14 protein-coding genes are annotated in these 14,373 nt (G+C 70.9%); 6 read left to right on the forward strand and 8 right to left on the reverse strand.

Translation table 11 applies throughout. From position 1 onward, the window contains the following. Positions 1-6: 6 nt before the first annotated feature. The 3 genes from OG331_RS18610 to OG331_RS18620 form a co-directional block, all read right to left on the reverse strand. A complete protein-coding gene (locus OG331_RS18610; RefSeq protein ID WP_406197577.1) occupies positions 7-612 on the reverse strand; it encodes a MarC family protein in 606 nt (201 codons plus the stop codon). A 113-nt stretch (positions 613-725) separates the two neighbouring features. Next, a complete protein-coding gene (locus OG331_RS18615) occupies positions 726-1,583 on the reverse strand; it encodes a PHP domain-containing protein (protein WP_406197580.1) in 858 nt (285 codons plus the stop codon). 122 nt (positions 1,584-1,705) lie between these two features. Beyond that, positions 1,706-2,347 carry a DUF6758 family protein gene (locus OG331_RS18620; protein ID WP_406197582.1) on the reverse strand — a complete coding sequence of 214 codons (642 nt, stop codon included), beginning with the start codon at positions 2,345-2,347 and terminating at the stop codon, positions 1,706-1,708. Between the two features lie 159 nt (positions 2,348-2,506). On the opposite strand from OG331_RS18620, the gene OG331_RS18625 reads away from it, so the two are divergent. Continuing rightward, complete coding sequence (locus OG331_RS18625) at positions 2,507-3,733, forward strand: MFS transporter (protein ID WP_406197585.1); 1,227 nt, start codon at positions 2,507-2,509, stop codon at positions 3,731-3,733. A 40-nt stretch (positions 3,734-3,773) separates the two neighbouring features. On the opposite strand, the gene OG331_RS18630 is transcribed toward OG331_RS18625, so the two are convergent. Then, positions 3,774-4,358: a suppressor of fused domain protein gene (locus OG331_RS18630; RefSeq protein WP_406197587.1), complete on the reverse strand. Its 585-nt coding sequence runs from the start codon at positions 4,356-4,358 to the stop codon at positions 3,774-3,776. Positions 4,359-4,866: 508 nt separating this feature from the next. Between OG331_RS18630 and OG331_RS18635 the strand changes: the two genes are divergently transcribed. After that, positions 4,867-5,982: a magnesium and cobalt transport protein CorA gene (locus tag OG331_RS18635; protein ID WP_328879474.1), complete on the forward strand. Its 1,116-nt coding sequence runs from the start codon at positions 4,867-4,869 to the stop codon at positions 5,980-5,982. Between the two features lie 60 nt (positions 5,983-6,042). After that, positions 6,043-6,555 carry a hypothetical protein gene (locus OG331_RS18640; protein ID WP_406197589.1) on the forward strand — a complete coding sequence of 171 codons (513 nt, stop codon included), beginning with the start codon at positions 6,043-6,045 and terminating at the stop codon, positions 6,553-6,555. Positions 6,556-6,591: 36 nt separating this feature from the next. Here the strand turns inward: OG331_RS18640 and OG331_RS18645 are convergent, their stop codons facing one another. After that, positions 6,592-7,293: a hypothetical protein gene (locus tag OG331_RS18645; protein ID WP_406197591.1), complete on the reverse strand. Its 702-nt coding sequence runs from the start codon at positions 7,291-7,293 to the stop codon at positions 6,592-6,594. A 249-nt stretch (positions 7,294-7,542) separates the two neighbouring features. On the opposite strand from OG331_RS18645, the gene OG331_RS18650 reads away from it, so the two are divergent. Genes OG331_RS18650 through OG331_RS18660 form a run of 3 tightly spaced genes read left to right on the forward strand, consistent with a single transcriptional unit; the run spans position 7,543 to position 10,616 of the window. Further along, on the forward strand, positions 7,543-8,838 hold the full coding sequence (locus OG331_RS18650; RefSeq protein WP_363034910.1) for a magnesium transporter MgtE N-terminal domain-containing protein: 1,296 nt from the start codon (positions 7,543-7,545) through the stop codon (positions 8,836-8,838). Then, positions 8,828-9,439, forward strand: a complete 612-nt coding sequence (locus OG331_RS18655; protein WP_406197593.1) for a DUF1003 domain-containing protein — start codon at positions 8,828-8,830, stop codon at positions 9,437-9,439. The genes OG331_RS18650 and OG331_RS18655 overlap by 11 nt, the downstream gene beginning before the upstream one ends. Positions 9,440-9,482: 43 nt before the next feature. Then, positions 9,483-10,616 (forward strand): Mrp/NBP35 family ATP-binding protein, encoded by a 1,134-nt coding sequence (locus OG331_RS18660; protein ID WP_406197595.1) that lies wholly within the window; start codon positions 9,483-9,485, stop codon positions 10,614-10,616. 79 nt (positions 10,617-10,695) lie between these two features. Here the strand turns inward: OG331_RS18660 and OG331_RS18665 are convergent, their stop codons facing one another. From OG331_RS18665 to OG331_RS18675, 3 genes are all read right to left on the reverse strand, one after another. Continuing rightward, complete coding sequence (locus OG331_RS18665) at positions 10,696-11,352, reverse strand: hypothetical protein (protein WP_406197597.1); 657 nt, start codon at positions 11,350-11,352, stop codon at positions 10,696-10,698. A 228-nt stretch (positions 11,353-11,580) separates the two neighbouring features. Next, positions 11,581-12,021, reverse strand: coding sequence for a sec-independent translocase (locus OG331_RS18670; RefSeq protein WP_406197599.1), 441 nt, complete (start codon positions 12,019-12,021; stop codon positions 11,581-11,583). 183 nt (positions 12,022-12,204) lie between these two features. Next, the gene (locus OG331_RS18675; RefSeq protein WP_406210108.1) at positions 12,205-13,896 is read right to left on the reverse strand and encodes a trypsin-like peptidase domain-containing protein; all 1,692 of its coding nucleotides are present in this window, start codon (positions 13,894-13,896) and stop codon (positions 12,205-12,207) included. Positions 13,897-14,373 lie beyond the last annotated feature (477 nt).

Here is a 14,373-nt window from a genome sequence, read left to right on the forward strand (position 1 = left end):
CAGGGCTCAGGCGCCCTGGATCACCTGGGTGACGCCGTTGATGATCTGCTGCACCGCGATCGCCGACAGCATCATGCCCGCGAGCCGCGTCACGAGGACCACGCCGCCGTCCTTGATGACCCGGATGATCAGCAGCGAGTACCGCATCACCAGCCACAGCACGACGTGGATGGCGAGGATTGCGGCCCACACCGACGCCTGCATGGCGACGCTGTCGGCCTTCTGCACGGCGAGGATGACCGAGACGATGGCACCCGGCCCGGCGAGCAGCGGCATGCCCAGGGGGACGAGGGCGACGTTCACGTCCTTGGTCTGCTTGGGCTCGTCCGTCTTGCCGGTGAGCAGGTCGAGCGCGATCAGCAGGAGCAGCAGCCCGCCCGCGATCATCAGCGCGGGGACGGAGACGTGCAGGTAGTTGAGGATCTGGTGGCCGAGGAGACCGAAGACCGTGATCACACCGCCCGCCACACAGACGGCCTGGAAGGCCATCCGCTTCTGCACCTTGGCCGGCCGGCCGGCGGTGAGCGCGAGGAAGATCGGGGTGATCCCTGGGGGATCCATGATGACGAAGAGGGTCAGGAAGAGGGAGCCGAAGACGGCGAGATCGAACATGCGTGAGCCTTGCGAAGGGGGGCTACCGCTGTGGGCAGTCGTTCCGCAGGGCGGAACGGGTGGGCACAGCCTGCAGCGCCGGGTGAAGAGAAACGGACCTGTGGGTGAGAAGCTCAGACCCCGCCGGTCCCCGGCACGGGAAACGCCCCGGTGGCCCGCCGCGTGATCTCGCCGTACACCTCGGGGTCCGTCGTGTACTCGCCGAGCACGCACGTCTTGCGGCTGCCGTGGTAGTCGCTGGACCCGGTCGTCAGCAGCCCGAGCTCCTTGGCGAGCCCGCGCAGCCGCGCACGCGTGTCGGGGTCGTGGTCCATGTGGTCGACCTCGATGCCGTCGAGCCCGGCCGCGGCCAGGTCCGCGATGGCGGACTCCGGGACCGTACGGCCCCGCTTGCTCGCGGCGGGGTGCGCGAAGACGGCGACGCCGCCGGCGGCCTTGATCAGCCGGATCGCCTCGAACGGGTCGGTCTCGTGCTTCTCCACGAAGGCCCGGCCGCCGTCGGCCAGCCAGTCCTCGGTGAAGGCGTCGCCGACGGTCGGTACGACTCCGAGCTCGACCAGCGCGGAGGCGACGTGCGGCCGCCCGACCGAGCCCTCACCGGCGATCCGCAGCACCTGCTCCCAGGTGACGGGCACGCCGAGCTCGTTGAGCTTGGCGACCATGCCCTGGGCCCGGGGCACCCGGTCGTCGCGCACCAGCTCGCGCTCGGCGAGCAGCGCGGGCTCCTCGGGGTCGAAGAGGTAGGCCAGCATGTGCATGCTGATCCCGTCGATACGGCAGGACAGCTCGGCGCCGGTGACGAGGGTGAGCCCCTCCGGCAGCGCGGCGATGGCCTCGGCGTATCCGCGGGTGGTGTCGTGGTCGGTGAGCGCTACGACGTCCAGTCCGGCCGCGGCGGCGCCCAGCACCAGCTCGGCGGGGGTGTCGGTGCCGTCGGAAGCGGTGGAGTGGGTGTGCAGATCGATGCGCACGACGCGAACTCCAGTCACTGACGGCACGGAAGGGGACGCTCAAGGATAACCGCACTTTCAACGACCCCTGTCACACCCGCCCGCCGCAAGCACCCCCTACACGCACACCCCCCGGCAGGCCGCTACGGCTCAAGCAAGCGCGGCGACAACGCCCCGCAAGGCACCAGGTCCAACTCGGCCCCGGCATCCCGCAGATCCGTGAGCACCAGCTCGTCGTACATCAGCAACCCCGACTGCTCGGGCCACACGACGGCCCACAGCCACATCCCGAGGGCCTCGCCGGCGAAGACGGCACGGTCCTCGGGGGCGCCGGAGACGTGCCACAGCGGGGTCGGGCGGCCGGCGGCGAGGACCTTGGCCTGGGGTGGCTTCTCGACATTGATGTACGGCCCCGGGTCCGGGCCGTCGATGCCCGCGTAGCGCGCACCGAGACCGACGTTCAGCTCCTCGGCGACCAGGATCAGTTCACCCATGCCGCCGAGCGGACCGGGGCCGGAGCAGGCCACGGCGGTCGCGCGGCCGCCACTGCGGTCGTCGCCCGCGCTGGCGACGCCGGTGAACAGCCAGCCGATCGGCAGCGGCCACGGCATCCACACCGGCACATGGGTGCGATGCACGACCACGCCGAGGGCATCGACGCTGGGCGGGATCACGGGCTGCACCGGGTGCACGGTGCCGTGCACATCGCACTGCCAGGTGTCGGCGAAGAGTCCGGGAGCCCTGACCCGGCCACCACACTTCGGGCAACTGGGTTCGCCCCTCATAGGCCCCCACGGTCCTACCCCTTCTGCGCCACGTCAAGGACGATCACCCGTCCGGGCGGAACCGGCACGAGCCGAATATAGATGTAACTTGCATTAATTAGCTTAGCTAACATACTCTGTGCATCGGCCACCTACCTCAGTTCCGGATTGGAGAACGCAATGGACCCCTTCGACGCGGGAGCGGGCAGCATCCTGCGGCAGCCGAGGGCCGTGTGGGCGACCGCCGGCGCCTCCGTCGTGGCCTTCATGGGCATCGGGCTCGTCGACCCGATCCTGCCGTCCATCGCCGGCGGGCTGCACGCGACGGCCGGCCAGGTCTCCCTGCTCTTCACCTCGTACTTCCTCATCACCGCCATGGCGATGCTGGTCACCGGATTCGTCTCCAGCCGCATCGGCGGACGCAAGACCCTGCTGCTCGGCCTCGCGCTAGTGATCGTCTTCGCCGGGCTCGCGGGCACGTCCGGATCGGTCGGCGAGCTGGTCGGATTCCGGGCGGGCTGGGGGCTCGGCAACGCGCTCTTCGTCTCCACGGCCCTCGCCGTCATCGTGGGCGCGGCAGCCGGCGGCAGCGCTGCGGCGATCCTGCTCTACGAGTCCGCCCTCGGCCTCGGCATGGCGTGCGGGCCGCTGCTGGGCGCGCTGCTCGGGGACGCCAGCTGGCGCTACCCGTTCTTCGGTACGGCCGCGCTGATGGCGGTGGGCTTCCTGTGCATCGCGGCGTTCCTGAAGGAGCAGCCGAAGCCGGCCCGCAAGACCTCACTGCTGGACCCGATCAGGGCCCTCGGCCACGGCGGCCTCGCCTCCGCGGCGGTCTCGGCGTTCTTCTACAACTACACGTTCTTCACCGTGCTGGCCTTCACACCGTTCGTGCTGAACATGAGCCCCTACCGGTCGGGCGCGGTGTTCTTCGCCTGGGGTCTGCTGCTCGCCGTGTTCTCGGTGATCGTGGCACCGCGCCTGCAGAAGCGGTTCGGCTCGCTGAAGGTCCTCGGCGGCTCACTGGTGCTGCTGGCCGTGGACGTGCTCGTCCTCGGCTACGGCGACCACACCACCGCCGTCGTCTGCACGATCCTGTCCGGCGCGTTCATCGGCGTGAACAACACCGTCTACACGGAGCTGGCACTCGGCGTCTCCGACGCCCCGCGCCCCGTGGCGAGCGCGGGCTACAACTTCGTGCGGTGGTTCGCGGCAGCTGCCGCGCCCTACTTCGCGCCCAGGATCGAGGAGTGGACCGGCAGCCTCCGCATCCCGTTCGTGGTGGCGGCCGTCACAGCCGTACTGGGCTCGCTCGTGGTCGTCGTACGGCGCAAGTCACTGGCACACGAAGCCGAGGAGCAGGCGCCGGCGCACGCCACCGAGGACAGCGTGACCGTGTTCGCCAACTGACGCTTTTCGGCCACCGGTTGGTGAGGTTGCTCACGCGGCGTCAGTCCAGCGGGACGGATGTCCGGGCGGGATCCCGGAGGTCCGTCCCGTTCGTCAGCCAGCGCTCCTGGAGGGCCTGCGCGCCGTGCACGCGCTTCCACGCGGCCTCGTTCGGGGTCATGGGGAGCAGCGGCAGGAAGTGCACGGGGTCGGCCGGCTCGTCGAGTTCCAGGTCCTCGATCAGGCCGCCGGGCTCGGCCACCAGGACCGAGGTGAACGGGGCTCCGGGCCACAGCGGTTCACCGACGTCCAGCGAGGCACCCGGGGCCACGATCACGCCCTCCACCTGCGGGGACGCGGCGAGCACGGCCAGCGGGCGGAGCACCTTGTCGGTGTCGGCGAGCCCGGAGCGGACCGAGAGCGCCAGTTCGGCGCGGGGGCCCTTGACCGGGTCGGCGACCGTGGCGGTGGGGTCGTTCATGGGGTGCGCGGACATGCCGAGGGTGACGTAGCGCACGAGGTCTCCCTCCTGGAAACGGAGCACCTCCATGCGGTCCGTACCGAGGAAGGTGACCGCCGCGCGTGCGTCCGGTTCGCCCAGCGCGGAGCGCAACCGGGCCTCGACCAGAGGGAGAACATCAGCCATGCGCCGAGCATAGAACTCGTCAGTACCGGGCAAAGGAGCGCCTTGACACTTCAGTCGGCTGATACTCTTGCCCGGTGTTCGGGACGGCATGCAGAAGCTTCGCGATCGAGTCCTGACACCGAATAGAGACTCCCCTACGGGGAACCCCGAACGGGGTATGGATCGTCCCTCACGAGGGACCGGCCGGAGGAGGTGGGGCTGTCATGGATCGAAGTCGACCGTGCAGTACCACTCGCTCTTCCCGCCGCTGATGTAGCTGATTCGGCTGTTCCGCCTCCGGCTGACCGCCGCCTTTCATGCTCGCGTCCTCACGCGGAAGAGCACTTCGTTTCGCTTTGCCTGATCTGTCTGATCTGAATCAGCAACGAAGCCCATCACCGCGACGGTGCGGTGCTCCCCGCTTTGTGGACGTGCCAAACATCCTGAAGTCAGGACGTCCCCATTCCGGGCAGTTCCAACCGTGCCGCGGTTCTCCACGCTTCGTTGCCCGTTGCGAAGGAGCTTGCTCATGTCGATGATCCGCGACCTGCGTGCCGTGGTCCGCCCGTCCCGCGTTTCGCTGCGCAAGGACAGTGGCGCGTACGACACCACCCGCGACCCGGCGACGCCCTCCGCCGTCGTCGACTGCGCCGTCTACCGCAACGGCGCCCGCGTCGAGACCCCGCAGCCGCTGACCCCGCACGAGGCGATGCGCCGGGTGCGGCGGGACGGAGGGTTCGTGTGGATCGGGCTGCACGAGCCGACCGAGGCCGAATTCGCCGGTATCGCCAGTGAGTTCGGGCTGCACCCGCTGGCCGTCGAGGACGCGGTGCAGGCGCACCAGCGGCCCAAGCTGGAGCGCTACGACGACTCCCTGTTCACCGTCTTCAAGACCATCCACTACGTCGAGCACGACGAACTCACCGCGAACAGCGAGGTCGTCGAGACCGGCGAGGTCATGTGCTTCACCGGCCGGGACTTCTTCATCACCGTCCGGCACGGCGGGCAGGGCTCGCTGCGGGCGCTGCGGCACCGGCTGCAGGACGACCCCGAGCTGCTCGCCAAGGGCCCGTCGGCCGTGCTGCACGCGATCGCCGACCATGTCGTCGACGGGTACATCGCCGTCGCCGACGCCGTGCAGGACGACATCGACGAGGTGGAGACCGAGGTCTTCTCGCCCGGGCGCAAGGGCTCCCCGCGCGGCACGGACGCGGGACGGATCTACCAACTCAAGCGCGAGGTCCTCGAGTTCAAGCGCGCGGTGTCGCCGCTGCTGCGGCCCATGCAGCTGCTGAGCGAGCGGCCGATGCGGCTCATCGACCCGGACATCCAGAAGTACTTCCGGGACGTCGCCGACCACGTCGCGCGCGTGCACGAGCAGGTCATCGGCTTCGACGAGCTCCTCAACTCGATCCTCCAGGCCAACCTCGCGCAGGCGTCCGTGGCGCAGAACGAGGACATGCGGAAGATCACGTCGTGGGCCGCGATCATCGCCGTACCGACGATGGTGTGCGGGGTGTACGGCATGAACTTCGACTACATGCCGGAGACGCACTGGAAGTACGGCTACCCCGTGATCATGAGCGTCACGGTGGCCATCTGCCTGGGCATCCACCGCACGCTGAAGCGGAACGGCTGGCTCTGAGCCTCAGCGGCCCGTCCGGCGGCTCCGACCGGGCCGCGGGCGGCTGGATAGGCTTGGGCCATGACAAGCGAGCTGCTCGACCAGGCCCTCGTCGAGGAGGCCACGAAGAAGTCCGGCCTCGTCTGGGTCAGCGGACCCGGCGTCCCGGCCCGGGCGCTGTGGCACGCGTGGCACGAGGGGGCGGCGTGCGTCGTCGGCGACGGGCCGGGCGAGCAGCCGCTGCCGGGGCTGGTCGACGGGGCCACGGCCGAGGTGACGGTCCGCAGCAAGGACAAGGGCGGCCGGCTGGTCTCCTGGTCGGCGAAGGTCGTGGAACTGGCGCCGGGCTCCGAGCAGTGGGAGGCGACGGTCGCCGAGCTGAAGGGCAAGCGCCTCAACGCACCCGACGGCGAGGCCATGCCGTCCCGCTGGGCCCGCGAGTGCCGGGTACTGCGCCTGGAGCCGACGGGCACCACCGCCCCGCTGCCGGACGGCTCACTGGCCGAGGCGCCCCTGCCGTCCCCGGCGACGACACGTGAGCCGATCCCCGCGGGGCTGCCGCGGCTGCTGCTGAAGAAGAAGCGGCGCCGCTAGCCGGTCGGAGCGCGGGCCGGTCACCTCGCCGGCCCGTCACGACGTCGGCAGCTGCTTGCCGTAGTCCACCGTCTCGCCCTTGTCCGGCTTCTCCAGCGGGAAGTCCTTGCCCCAGGCCGAGAAGGTCAACGTGCCCCCGCCGCCCGCGCGGGTGAGGCGGAGCGGGTACGGGGTCCCCTCCAGGGAGACGTCCAGGGTGCCGCCGGCGCCCTTGTCGCCGGTGATGCGGATGGTGCGGGTGCCCTCCTGCTCGTGGTGCCCGTCGGCGGCGAGAGCGCCGTGGAGCGTCAACAGACCGTCGAGCAGGACACCCTTGTCCGTGAAACCGCTGAACTTCTTGTACGACGGATCACCCTCCGGCACCCTCACGTACTTGCCGTTCAGCTTGTCCGCCGCCGCGTCGGTCTTCGCGCCGTCCGCATCGCTCCAGAATCCGGCGTCGGCCTTCAGGTACAGCTGCTCACCGATCCGCAGCAGCTGAAAGGTGGCCCCCTGCGCGGTGACCGACCCCGTCCCGCCGTCGGCCTTGAGCTGCATGTCGAGCCTGTAGGTGCGCCCGCTGGTCACCACGCTCCCGGACAGGCGGACCGCGTCGGCGGAGTCGGCGGCCGTACGGGTCTTGCGCTGGATCTCGGCGGCCGGCAGCTTGCCGACCCCGTTGGTGCCCTCGTCCGGGTCCTCACTGCATCCCGTCAGTCCGGCTCCCGACACGACCAGCGCGCACACGGCGCTCACCATCGCGGCCCGGCGAAGACGATCCTGAGGAATCGCAGGCACAGGTGGGGCTGCCTTTCTGTTGTGGGACCCGAGCGGCGTACCGCAGCGTACCGGGGTGTCAGGGCCCGAGCGGAGCCAGTCCGTCCGGACTGCTCACCAGGGCGTATCGGATCCGGACGGGCTAGCCTGAAGCCCACCCGAGCGGGCAATTCGGGTAAGCGGCACAGTCCACGAACGGCAAGCGCAACAGCAGGCAAAGGAGCCTCAGCAATGGCAGCCGGCGCTCCCCGGATCTTCGTCTCGCACCTCGCCGACGTCGCCGCGTTCGACCCGAACGGCGACCAGGTGGGCCGGGTCCGCGATCTGGTCGTCATGCTGCGGGTCGGCCGGCGCCCGCCACGCGTGCTCGGCCTGGTCGTCGAACTCTCCACCCGGCGCCGCATCTTCCTGCCCATGACCCGCGTCACCAGCATCGAGTCCGGCCAGGTCATCACCACCGGCGTGCTCAACGTCCGACGCTTCGAGCAGCGCCCCACCGAGCGCCTCGTCTTCGGCGAGCTGCTCGACCGGCGCGTCACCCTCGTCGAGACCGGCGAGGAGGTCACCGTCCTCGATCTGTCGGTCGGGCAGCTGCCGGCCCGCCGGGACTGGGAGATCGACAAGGTGTTCGTCCGCAAGGGCGGCCGCAGCGGTGCCTTCCGGCGGGCCAGGGGCGAGTCGCTGACCGTCGAGTGGTCCGCCGTCACCGGCTTCACCCTGGAGGAGAAGGGACAGGGCGCCGAGAGCCTCCTGGCCACCTTCGAGCAGCTGCGCCCCGCCGACCTCGCCAACGTCCTGCACCACCTCTCCCCCAAGCGCCGCGCCGAGGTCGCCGCGGCCCTCGACGACGACCGCCTCGCCGACGTCCTCGAAGAGCTCCCCGAGGACGACCAGATCGAGATCCTCGGCAAGCTGAAGGAGGAACGTGCCGCCGACGTCTTGGAGGCCATGGACCCGGACGACGCGGCCGACCTGCTCGGTGAGCTGCCGGAGGACGACCAGGAGCGGCTGCTGAGCCTGATGCAGCCCGCCGACGCGGCCGACATGCGCCGCCTGATGGCGTACGAGGAGCACACGGCCGGCGGTCTGATGACGACCGAGCCGGTCATCCTGCGCCCCGACGCCACCGTCGCCGACGCCCTGGCCCGGGTCCGCAATCCCGACCTGTCCCCCGCCCTGGCCGCCCAGGTCTACGTCTGCCGACCGCCCGACGAGACCCCGACCGGCAAGTACCTCGGCACGGTCCACTTCCAGCGGCTGCTGCGCGACCCGCCGTACACGCTGGTCAGCTCGATGGTCGACGAGGCCCTGGAGGCCCTGGACCCGGACGCGGAGCTGCCGGTCGTCGCCGGGTTCTTCGCGACGTACGACATGGTCGCGGCGCCCGTCGTCGACGAGTCCGGGTCGCTGCTGGGCGTGGTGACCGTGGACGACGTACTGGACCACATGCTGCCCGACGACTGGCGGGAGACGGAGTTCCATCTGGACGAGGGCGCGGGCGAGGGGGTGACGGCGCATGGCTCCTGAGCGCGAGGGCACGCGCGAGCGCGTCGTGTCGGGTGCCACCGCGGCCACCCGGGCGCCCCGCGCGCGCCTCGACCAACCCCGTCCGCCGCGGCGCCGGGTCCTGCCCGAGTGGGATCCGGAGGCCTTCGGACGGCTGTCGGAGCGCGTCGCCCGCTTCATCGGCACCGGACGGTTCCTCGTCTGGATGACGATCGTCATCATCGTGTGGGTGCTGTGGAACATCGCCGCACCCGGCGATCTGCGCTTCGACGAGTACCCGTTCATCTTCCTGACGCTGGCCCTGTCCCTGCAGGCCTCCTACGCCGCCCCGCTGATCCTGCTCGCGCAGAACCGGCAGGACGACCGCGACCGGGTCAACCTGGAGCAGGACCGCAAGCAGAACGAGCGGTCGATCGCCGACACCGAGTACCTGACCCGCGAGATCGCCGCGCTGCGCATCGGCCTGGGCGAGGTGGCCACCCGCGACTGGATGCGCTCGGAATTGCAGGACCTGCTCAAGGACCTGGACGAGCGGGGCAACGGTCACCGGCACGGCGGTCACCGCGAGCACGGGGTATTCCCGGCAGATCGGTCTGCGGGACGTGACGTAGACGACCGCTGACGGGCTTACCGGGGCATGGCCACCGCGCCGTACCATCGTCCTTATGGCTACGGAAGACGCGGTGCGCGAAGCGCTGGCGACGGTGAACGACCCCGAGATCAACCGCCCCATCACCGAACTGGGGATGGTCAAGTCGGTGGAGATCGGTGCGGACGGTGCGGTCGCGGTCACCGTGTACCTGACGGTCTCCGGCTGCCCGATGCGAGAGACGATCACCCAGCGCGTGACGGACGCCGTCGCCGCGGTCGAGGGCGTCACCCGCGTCGACGTCACGCTCGACGTCATGAGCGACGAGCAGCGCAAGGAACTGGCGAACGCCCTGCGCGGCGGCACCGCCGAGCGCGAGGTCCCCTTCGCCAAGCCCGGCTCGCTGACCCGCGTGTACGCGGTCGCGTCCGGCAAGGGCGGCGTCGGCAAGTCGTCCGTGACGGTCAACCTGGCGGCGGCGATGGCGGCCGACGGCCTCAAGGTGGGCGTCGTCGACGCCGACATCTACGGCCACAGCGTGCCCCGCATGCTGGGCGCCGACGGTCGTCCTACCCAGGTCGAGAACATGATCATGCCGCCGTCGGCGAACGGCGTGAAGGTCATCTCCATCGGCATGTTCACGCCGGGCAACGCCCCGGTGGTCTGGCGCGGCCCGATGCTGCACCGCGCGCTCCAGCAGTTCCTGGCGGACGTGTACTGGGGCGACCTGGACGTCCTGCTGCTCGACCTGCCGCCTGGCACGGGCGACATCGCGATCTCGGTGGCCCAGCTGGTCCCGAACGCGGAGATCCTCGTCGTCACCACGCCTCAGCAGGCCGCCGCCGAGGTCGCCGAGCGGGCCGGCTCCATCGCCGTCCAGACCCACCAGAAGATCGTCGGCGTGGTCGAGAACATGTCGGGCCTGCCCTGCCCGCACTGCGACGAGATGGTCGACGTCTTCGGCACGGGCGGCGGCCAGAGGGTCGCCGAGGGCCTCACCCGCACGACGGGCACCAACGTCCCGGTCCTCGGCAGCATCCCCATCGACGTCCGCCTCCGCGAGGGCGGCGACGAGGGCAAGCCGGTCGTCCTGACGGACCCGGACTCCCCGGCGGGCTCGGCGCTGCGCGCGATCGCGGGGAAGCTGGGGGGCCGCCAGCGGGGCCTTTCGGGCCTGTCCCTGGGGATCACCCCGAAGAACAAGTTCTGATTCCGGTACGCCGATGGGGGCGCCGTCTCACCGGACGGCGCCCCCATCGGCGTATCTGTGTCTCCGTGCGGGCCGAGGCCTAGGCGTACGCCGCGATGTCCTTGATCATGGCGAAGCCCAACCCGTACGCGCTCATGCCTCTGCCGTACGCCCCCACATGCACGCCCTCCTGAGTCGACCCGGCCAGCACCCAGCCGAACTCGGACTCCCGGTAGTGGAAGGGCGTGGGCACCCCGTCCACCGGCAGGGACAGCGTCGACCAGTCCGAACCCTCCAGGTCGTCCGCGAGGGCCCACGCCGTCTCCGTCTGCTGCTCCAGCCAGTCGTCGCGCAGCGAGTGGTCCATCTGCCCCGGCCAGGTGAAGGACAGCAGCCCCACCCCGGCGAGCCATGCCGCCGAGGACACCGAGGTGGCCTCCAGCAGCCCCGTGCCGTCGGCGCTCCGCCGGGACGGATTCGTCGCGACGGTCACGACCACGGCGAACTTGTCCCGGTCCTCCGTCGCCTCGTTCCGTACGGAGGGCTCGTCGCCGTGCCCGATCGATCCGTGTTCCACGGACCCGTCGGCAGCCATGCCGACCTGCATCAGCCAGCGCGGCCCCGTGAAGGCCTCATCGAGGCCGTACCACGGGAAAGGCGCCAACAGGTAGCCGTCGACCGTGCGCCGGGCGGAGGGGACCTGCTGTCCGCCATCCGCGGCCGGTTCCTGCGCGACTGCCTGACTCGTCGTCTCCATGTGCCCGGACGCCTCCTCGTTCTCGCCGGACCAGCCCGGCCCGCCCCCCTTCGGGCGTACTCGTCCGGTCCGCACAACAACTCGGCAGCATAGCCACACCGCTCCGAGCAGCAGTGAAAGCGCCCGGCGCGTGGGGCGCACAGAGGGCGGGTTCAGGCCGTGCACGACCCGGGCGGAGTATGAGAAGCATCACGTACGAGCGGTGTCCCGCCCGCGTGTTCGTACGGCTCAGGTGGCGTCCGCGTCGTACGGCGGGCGCTCGTCGCGGGGGTTCTCGGGCTTCTTCGTCATGTCGATCGCGCCGCCGGCGGAACCCGAGGCGGAGGACGACGAGGACGATTCCGCGTCACGGCCGTGGACGGCGTCGGTGACCTCGGCCATTTCCTTCTTCAGGTCGAAGCCGTTGCGGATCTCCTTCAGCCCCAGCTCGTCGTTGTCCATCTGCTTGCGGATGAACGTCTTGGGGTTGAGGTCCTCGAATTCGAAGTCCTTGAACTCCGGGCCCAGTTCCTGCCGGATGTCCTGCTTGGCGCTCTCCGAGAACTCGCGGATCTTACGGATCGTCCGCGTGGCGTCCTGGATGAGCTTCGGGAGCTTGTCCGGACCGAAGACGAGCACGGCGAGGACGATGAGCGTCACCAGCTCGAGCGGTCCTATGTCATTGAACACCTGAAGCTCCTTGCGATGTCCTCGGTCGGCTCCACGGTACCCGGCGATCCGCTACGACCGGTACTGTCCCGAGGCCTCCGAATGCGTGTGGGCGTGCGGTTTTCCGGGTTGTTTGCCTTGTCAGGGCCCGTGTGGGTGGTGACACGGGTCACGCTGAGAGGTTTCTGTGCGTCTCGGCCCCGCTCAGCCACCGCTCGAAGAGCCCAGTGTCAGGGAGATCGAGATCTCCTTTCCGCCACGCTCCAAGGTCAGTTCCAGCCGGTCGCCGGGGCGGTGGGCGCGGGTCTTGACGATGAGCTCCTCGCCGGAGTGGACGCGCTGGCCGTCGACCTCGGTGATGACGTCGCCGGACTTGAGGCCGGCCTTGGCGCCGGGGCCGCCGCCGGTGACCGCGGGGCCGCCGTCGCTGCCCTTGGTGCCGACGCGGGCTCCGTCGCCGGTGTAGTCCATGTCGAGGGTGACCCCGATGACGGGGTGGGTCGCCCTGCCCGTGTTGATCAGCTCCTCGGCGACGCGCTTGGCCTGGTTGACCGGGATGGCGAAGCCGAGGCCGATGGAGCCTGCCTGGCCGCCGTCGAGGTCGGACCCGCTGTCGGCGGAACGGATCGCGGAGTTGATGCCGACGACACGGCCCTGGGCGTCGAGGAGAGGGCCGCCGGAGTTGCCGGGGTTGATGGGCGCGTCGGTCTGCAGCGCGTCGACGTACGACACGTCGCTGCCGTCGCCGCTCTCGCCGCCTGCCGTGATCGGCCGCTCCTTGGCGCTGACGATGCCTGAGGTGACGGTGCCCGCCAGGTCGAACGGGGCGCCGATGGCCACGACGGGGTCGCCGACCTGGACGTTGTCGGAGTTGCCGAGCGGCAGGGGGGCGAGCCCGCTGACGCCGGTGACCTTGACGACGGCGAGGTCGTAGCCGCCGTCCCGTCCGACCACGGTGGCCTTCGCGGTGTCGCCGCTGTGGAAGGTCACGGATATCTCGCCGTCGTCGCCCGCGGGTTCGACGACGTGGTTGTTGGTGAGGATGTGACCGCGGTCGTCGAGCACGAACCCGGTGCCGGTGCCCTGCTCCTCGCTGCCGCTGACATGCAGCGTCACGACACTCGGCAGGGCACGCGCGGCGATCCCGGCGACACTGTCCGCTGCCCGCCCGGCGGACTCACTGCCGGCCTGCGGCAGCTCCACGTCCCCCACACCCCCGTTGCGCTCCAGATACGCCCCTACGGCCCCACCGACGCCACCGGACACGAGCGCGAGCAACAGGGCACCGACGACGAGCGCCTTCCTCCCACGCTTGCGACTCGGCACGCCGGTGGCGAGCGCGGTGCCGCTCTGCTGGAGGGGGGCGGCGGGGTGAGAGGTGGGGTGGTGGGTGGGGTGGTGGGAGCGGGACCAGGGGTCGTAGTTCTGCCAGGGGTTGGTGGGGGGTGGGGTGTCGGCCGCCGGGGCCACTGGGGTGGGGGTGGCCTGGGTGGCTGTGCCGGGCGCCGGGGGTGCTGTCTGGGCGGGGATGCCGGGGGGCGCCGCCGTGACGGTTGCAGTGAGGGCCGGTTTCGGTGCGGGCGTGGGTTCGCCGACGGGCGGGGTCGGAGGTACCGGTGAGACGGGTGCGGTGTGGGCTGCGGCCTGGGTGCCGGCCGTCGGGGCAGTCGGGGCGGGTGCACCGGGCGCGGGCGTCGGCAGGCCGGGCGCCGGCGGGGGCGGGATGGGTACGGCAGTGCCCTGCGCCGGCGTCTGGACGCCCTGTGCCGGCGGGGGCGGCATCGGCACCGCCGTCCCGTGCGCGGGCGTGGTCGCCGGGTGCTGGACCGGCGGAGCAAGGGCCCAGGGGCCGGGCTCGCCGTAGGGCGGGGTGCTGTAGGGGTCGGGGTCGTGCAGAGGCTTGGGGCGCTCGGCGACGGGCGCGGCGGGAACGGCGGCGTCGTCGGCCGCGGGCCCCGCGACCCCGGCACCGTCGGCCACAGCGCCGGCCTGCTCGGCGACCTCCGTGGCCGGGACTGTCCTGTCTGGTTCCGGGACGGACGCGGGCGCTCCAGCCGGTCGCGCCAGCTCGAAGTCGCCCTCGCCCGAAGCCGCGTCGCCGTCGCTGTCGCCGTCCACACCCGTGGCAGGTCGGGCCTGTACGAAGTCCGTCCCGGGGGAAGCCGCGTCACCACCACTGCCGCTCACCGCGGGCCGAAGCTCGAAGTCCCCCTCGGCCGAGGCCCCGTCGCCGTCGCTGTCGCCGTCCACACCCGTGGCAGGTCGGGCCTGTACGAAGTCCGTCCCGGGGGAAGCCGCGTCACCACCACTGCCGCTCACCGCGGGCCGAAGCTCGAAGTCCCCCTCGGTCGAGGCCCCGTCGCCGACTGCGCC

The sequence above is a fragment of the Streptomyces sp. NBC_01017 genome (genome assembly GCF_045162795.1).
Classification (GTDB): Bacteria; Actinomycetota; Actinomycetes; order Streptomycetales; family Streptomycetaceae; genus Streptomyces; species Streptomyces machairae.

Coding starts and splice junctions, on each gene's coding strand:
- OG331_RS18610 (WP_406197577.1), bottom strand. CDS start 612: ATGTTCGATCTCGCCGTCTTCGGCTCCCTCTTCCTGACCCTCTTCGTC.
- OG331_RS18620 (WP_406197582.1), bottom strand. CDS start 2,347: ATGAGGGGCGAACCCAGTTGCCCGAAGTGTGGTGGCCGGGTCAGGGCT.
- OG331_RS18625 (WP_406197585.1), top strand. CDS start 2,507: ATGGACCCCTTCGACGCGGGAGCGGGCAGCATCCTGCGGCAGCCGAGG.
- OG331_RS18630 (WP_406197587.1), bottom strand. CDS start 4,358: ATGGCTGATGTTCTCCCTCTGGTCGAGGCCCGGTTGCGCTCCGCGCTG.
- OG331_RS18635 (WP_328879474.1), top strand. CDS start 4,867: ATGTCGATGATCCGCGACCTGCGTGCCGTGGTCCGCCCGTCCCGCGTT.
- OG331_RS18640 (WP_406197589.1), top strand. CDS start 6,043: ATGACAAGCGAGCTGCTCGACCAGGCCCTCGTCGAGGAGGCCACGAAG.
- OG331_RS18645 (WP_406197591.1), bottom strand. CDS start 7,293: ATGGTGAGCGCCGTGTGCGCGCTGGTCGTGTCGGGAGCCGGACTGACG.
- OG331_RS18650 (WP_363034910.1), top strand. CDS start 7,543: ATGGCAGCCGGCGCTCCCCGGATCTTCGTCTCGCACCTCGCCGACGTC.
- OG331_RS18655 (WP_406197593.1), top strand. CDS start 8,828: ATGGCTCCTGAGCGCGAGGGCACGCGCGAGCGCGTCGTGTCGGGTGCC.
- OG331_RS18660 (WP_406197595.1), top strand. CDS start 9,483: ATGGCTACGGAAGACGCGGTGCGCGAAGCGCTGGCGACGGTGAACGAC.
- OG331_RS18665 (WP_406197597.1), bottom strand. CDS start 11,352: ATGGAGACGACGAGTCAGGCAGTCGCGCAGGAACCGGCCGCGGATGGC.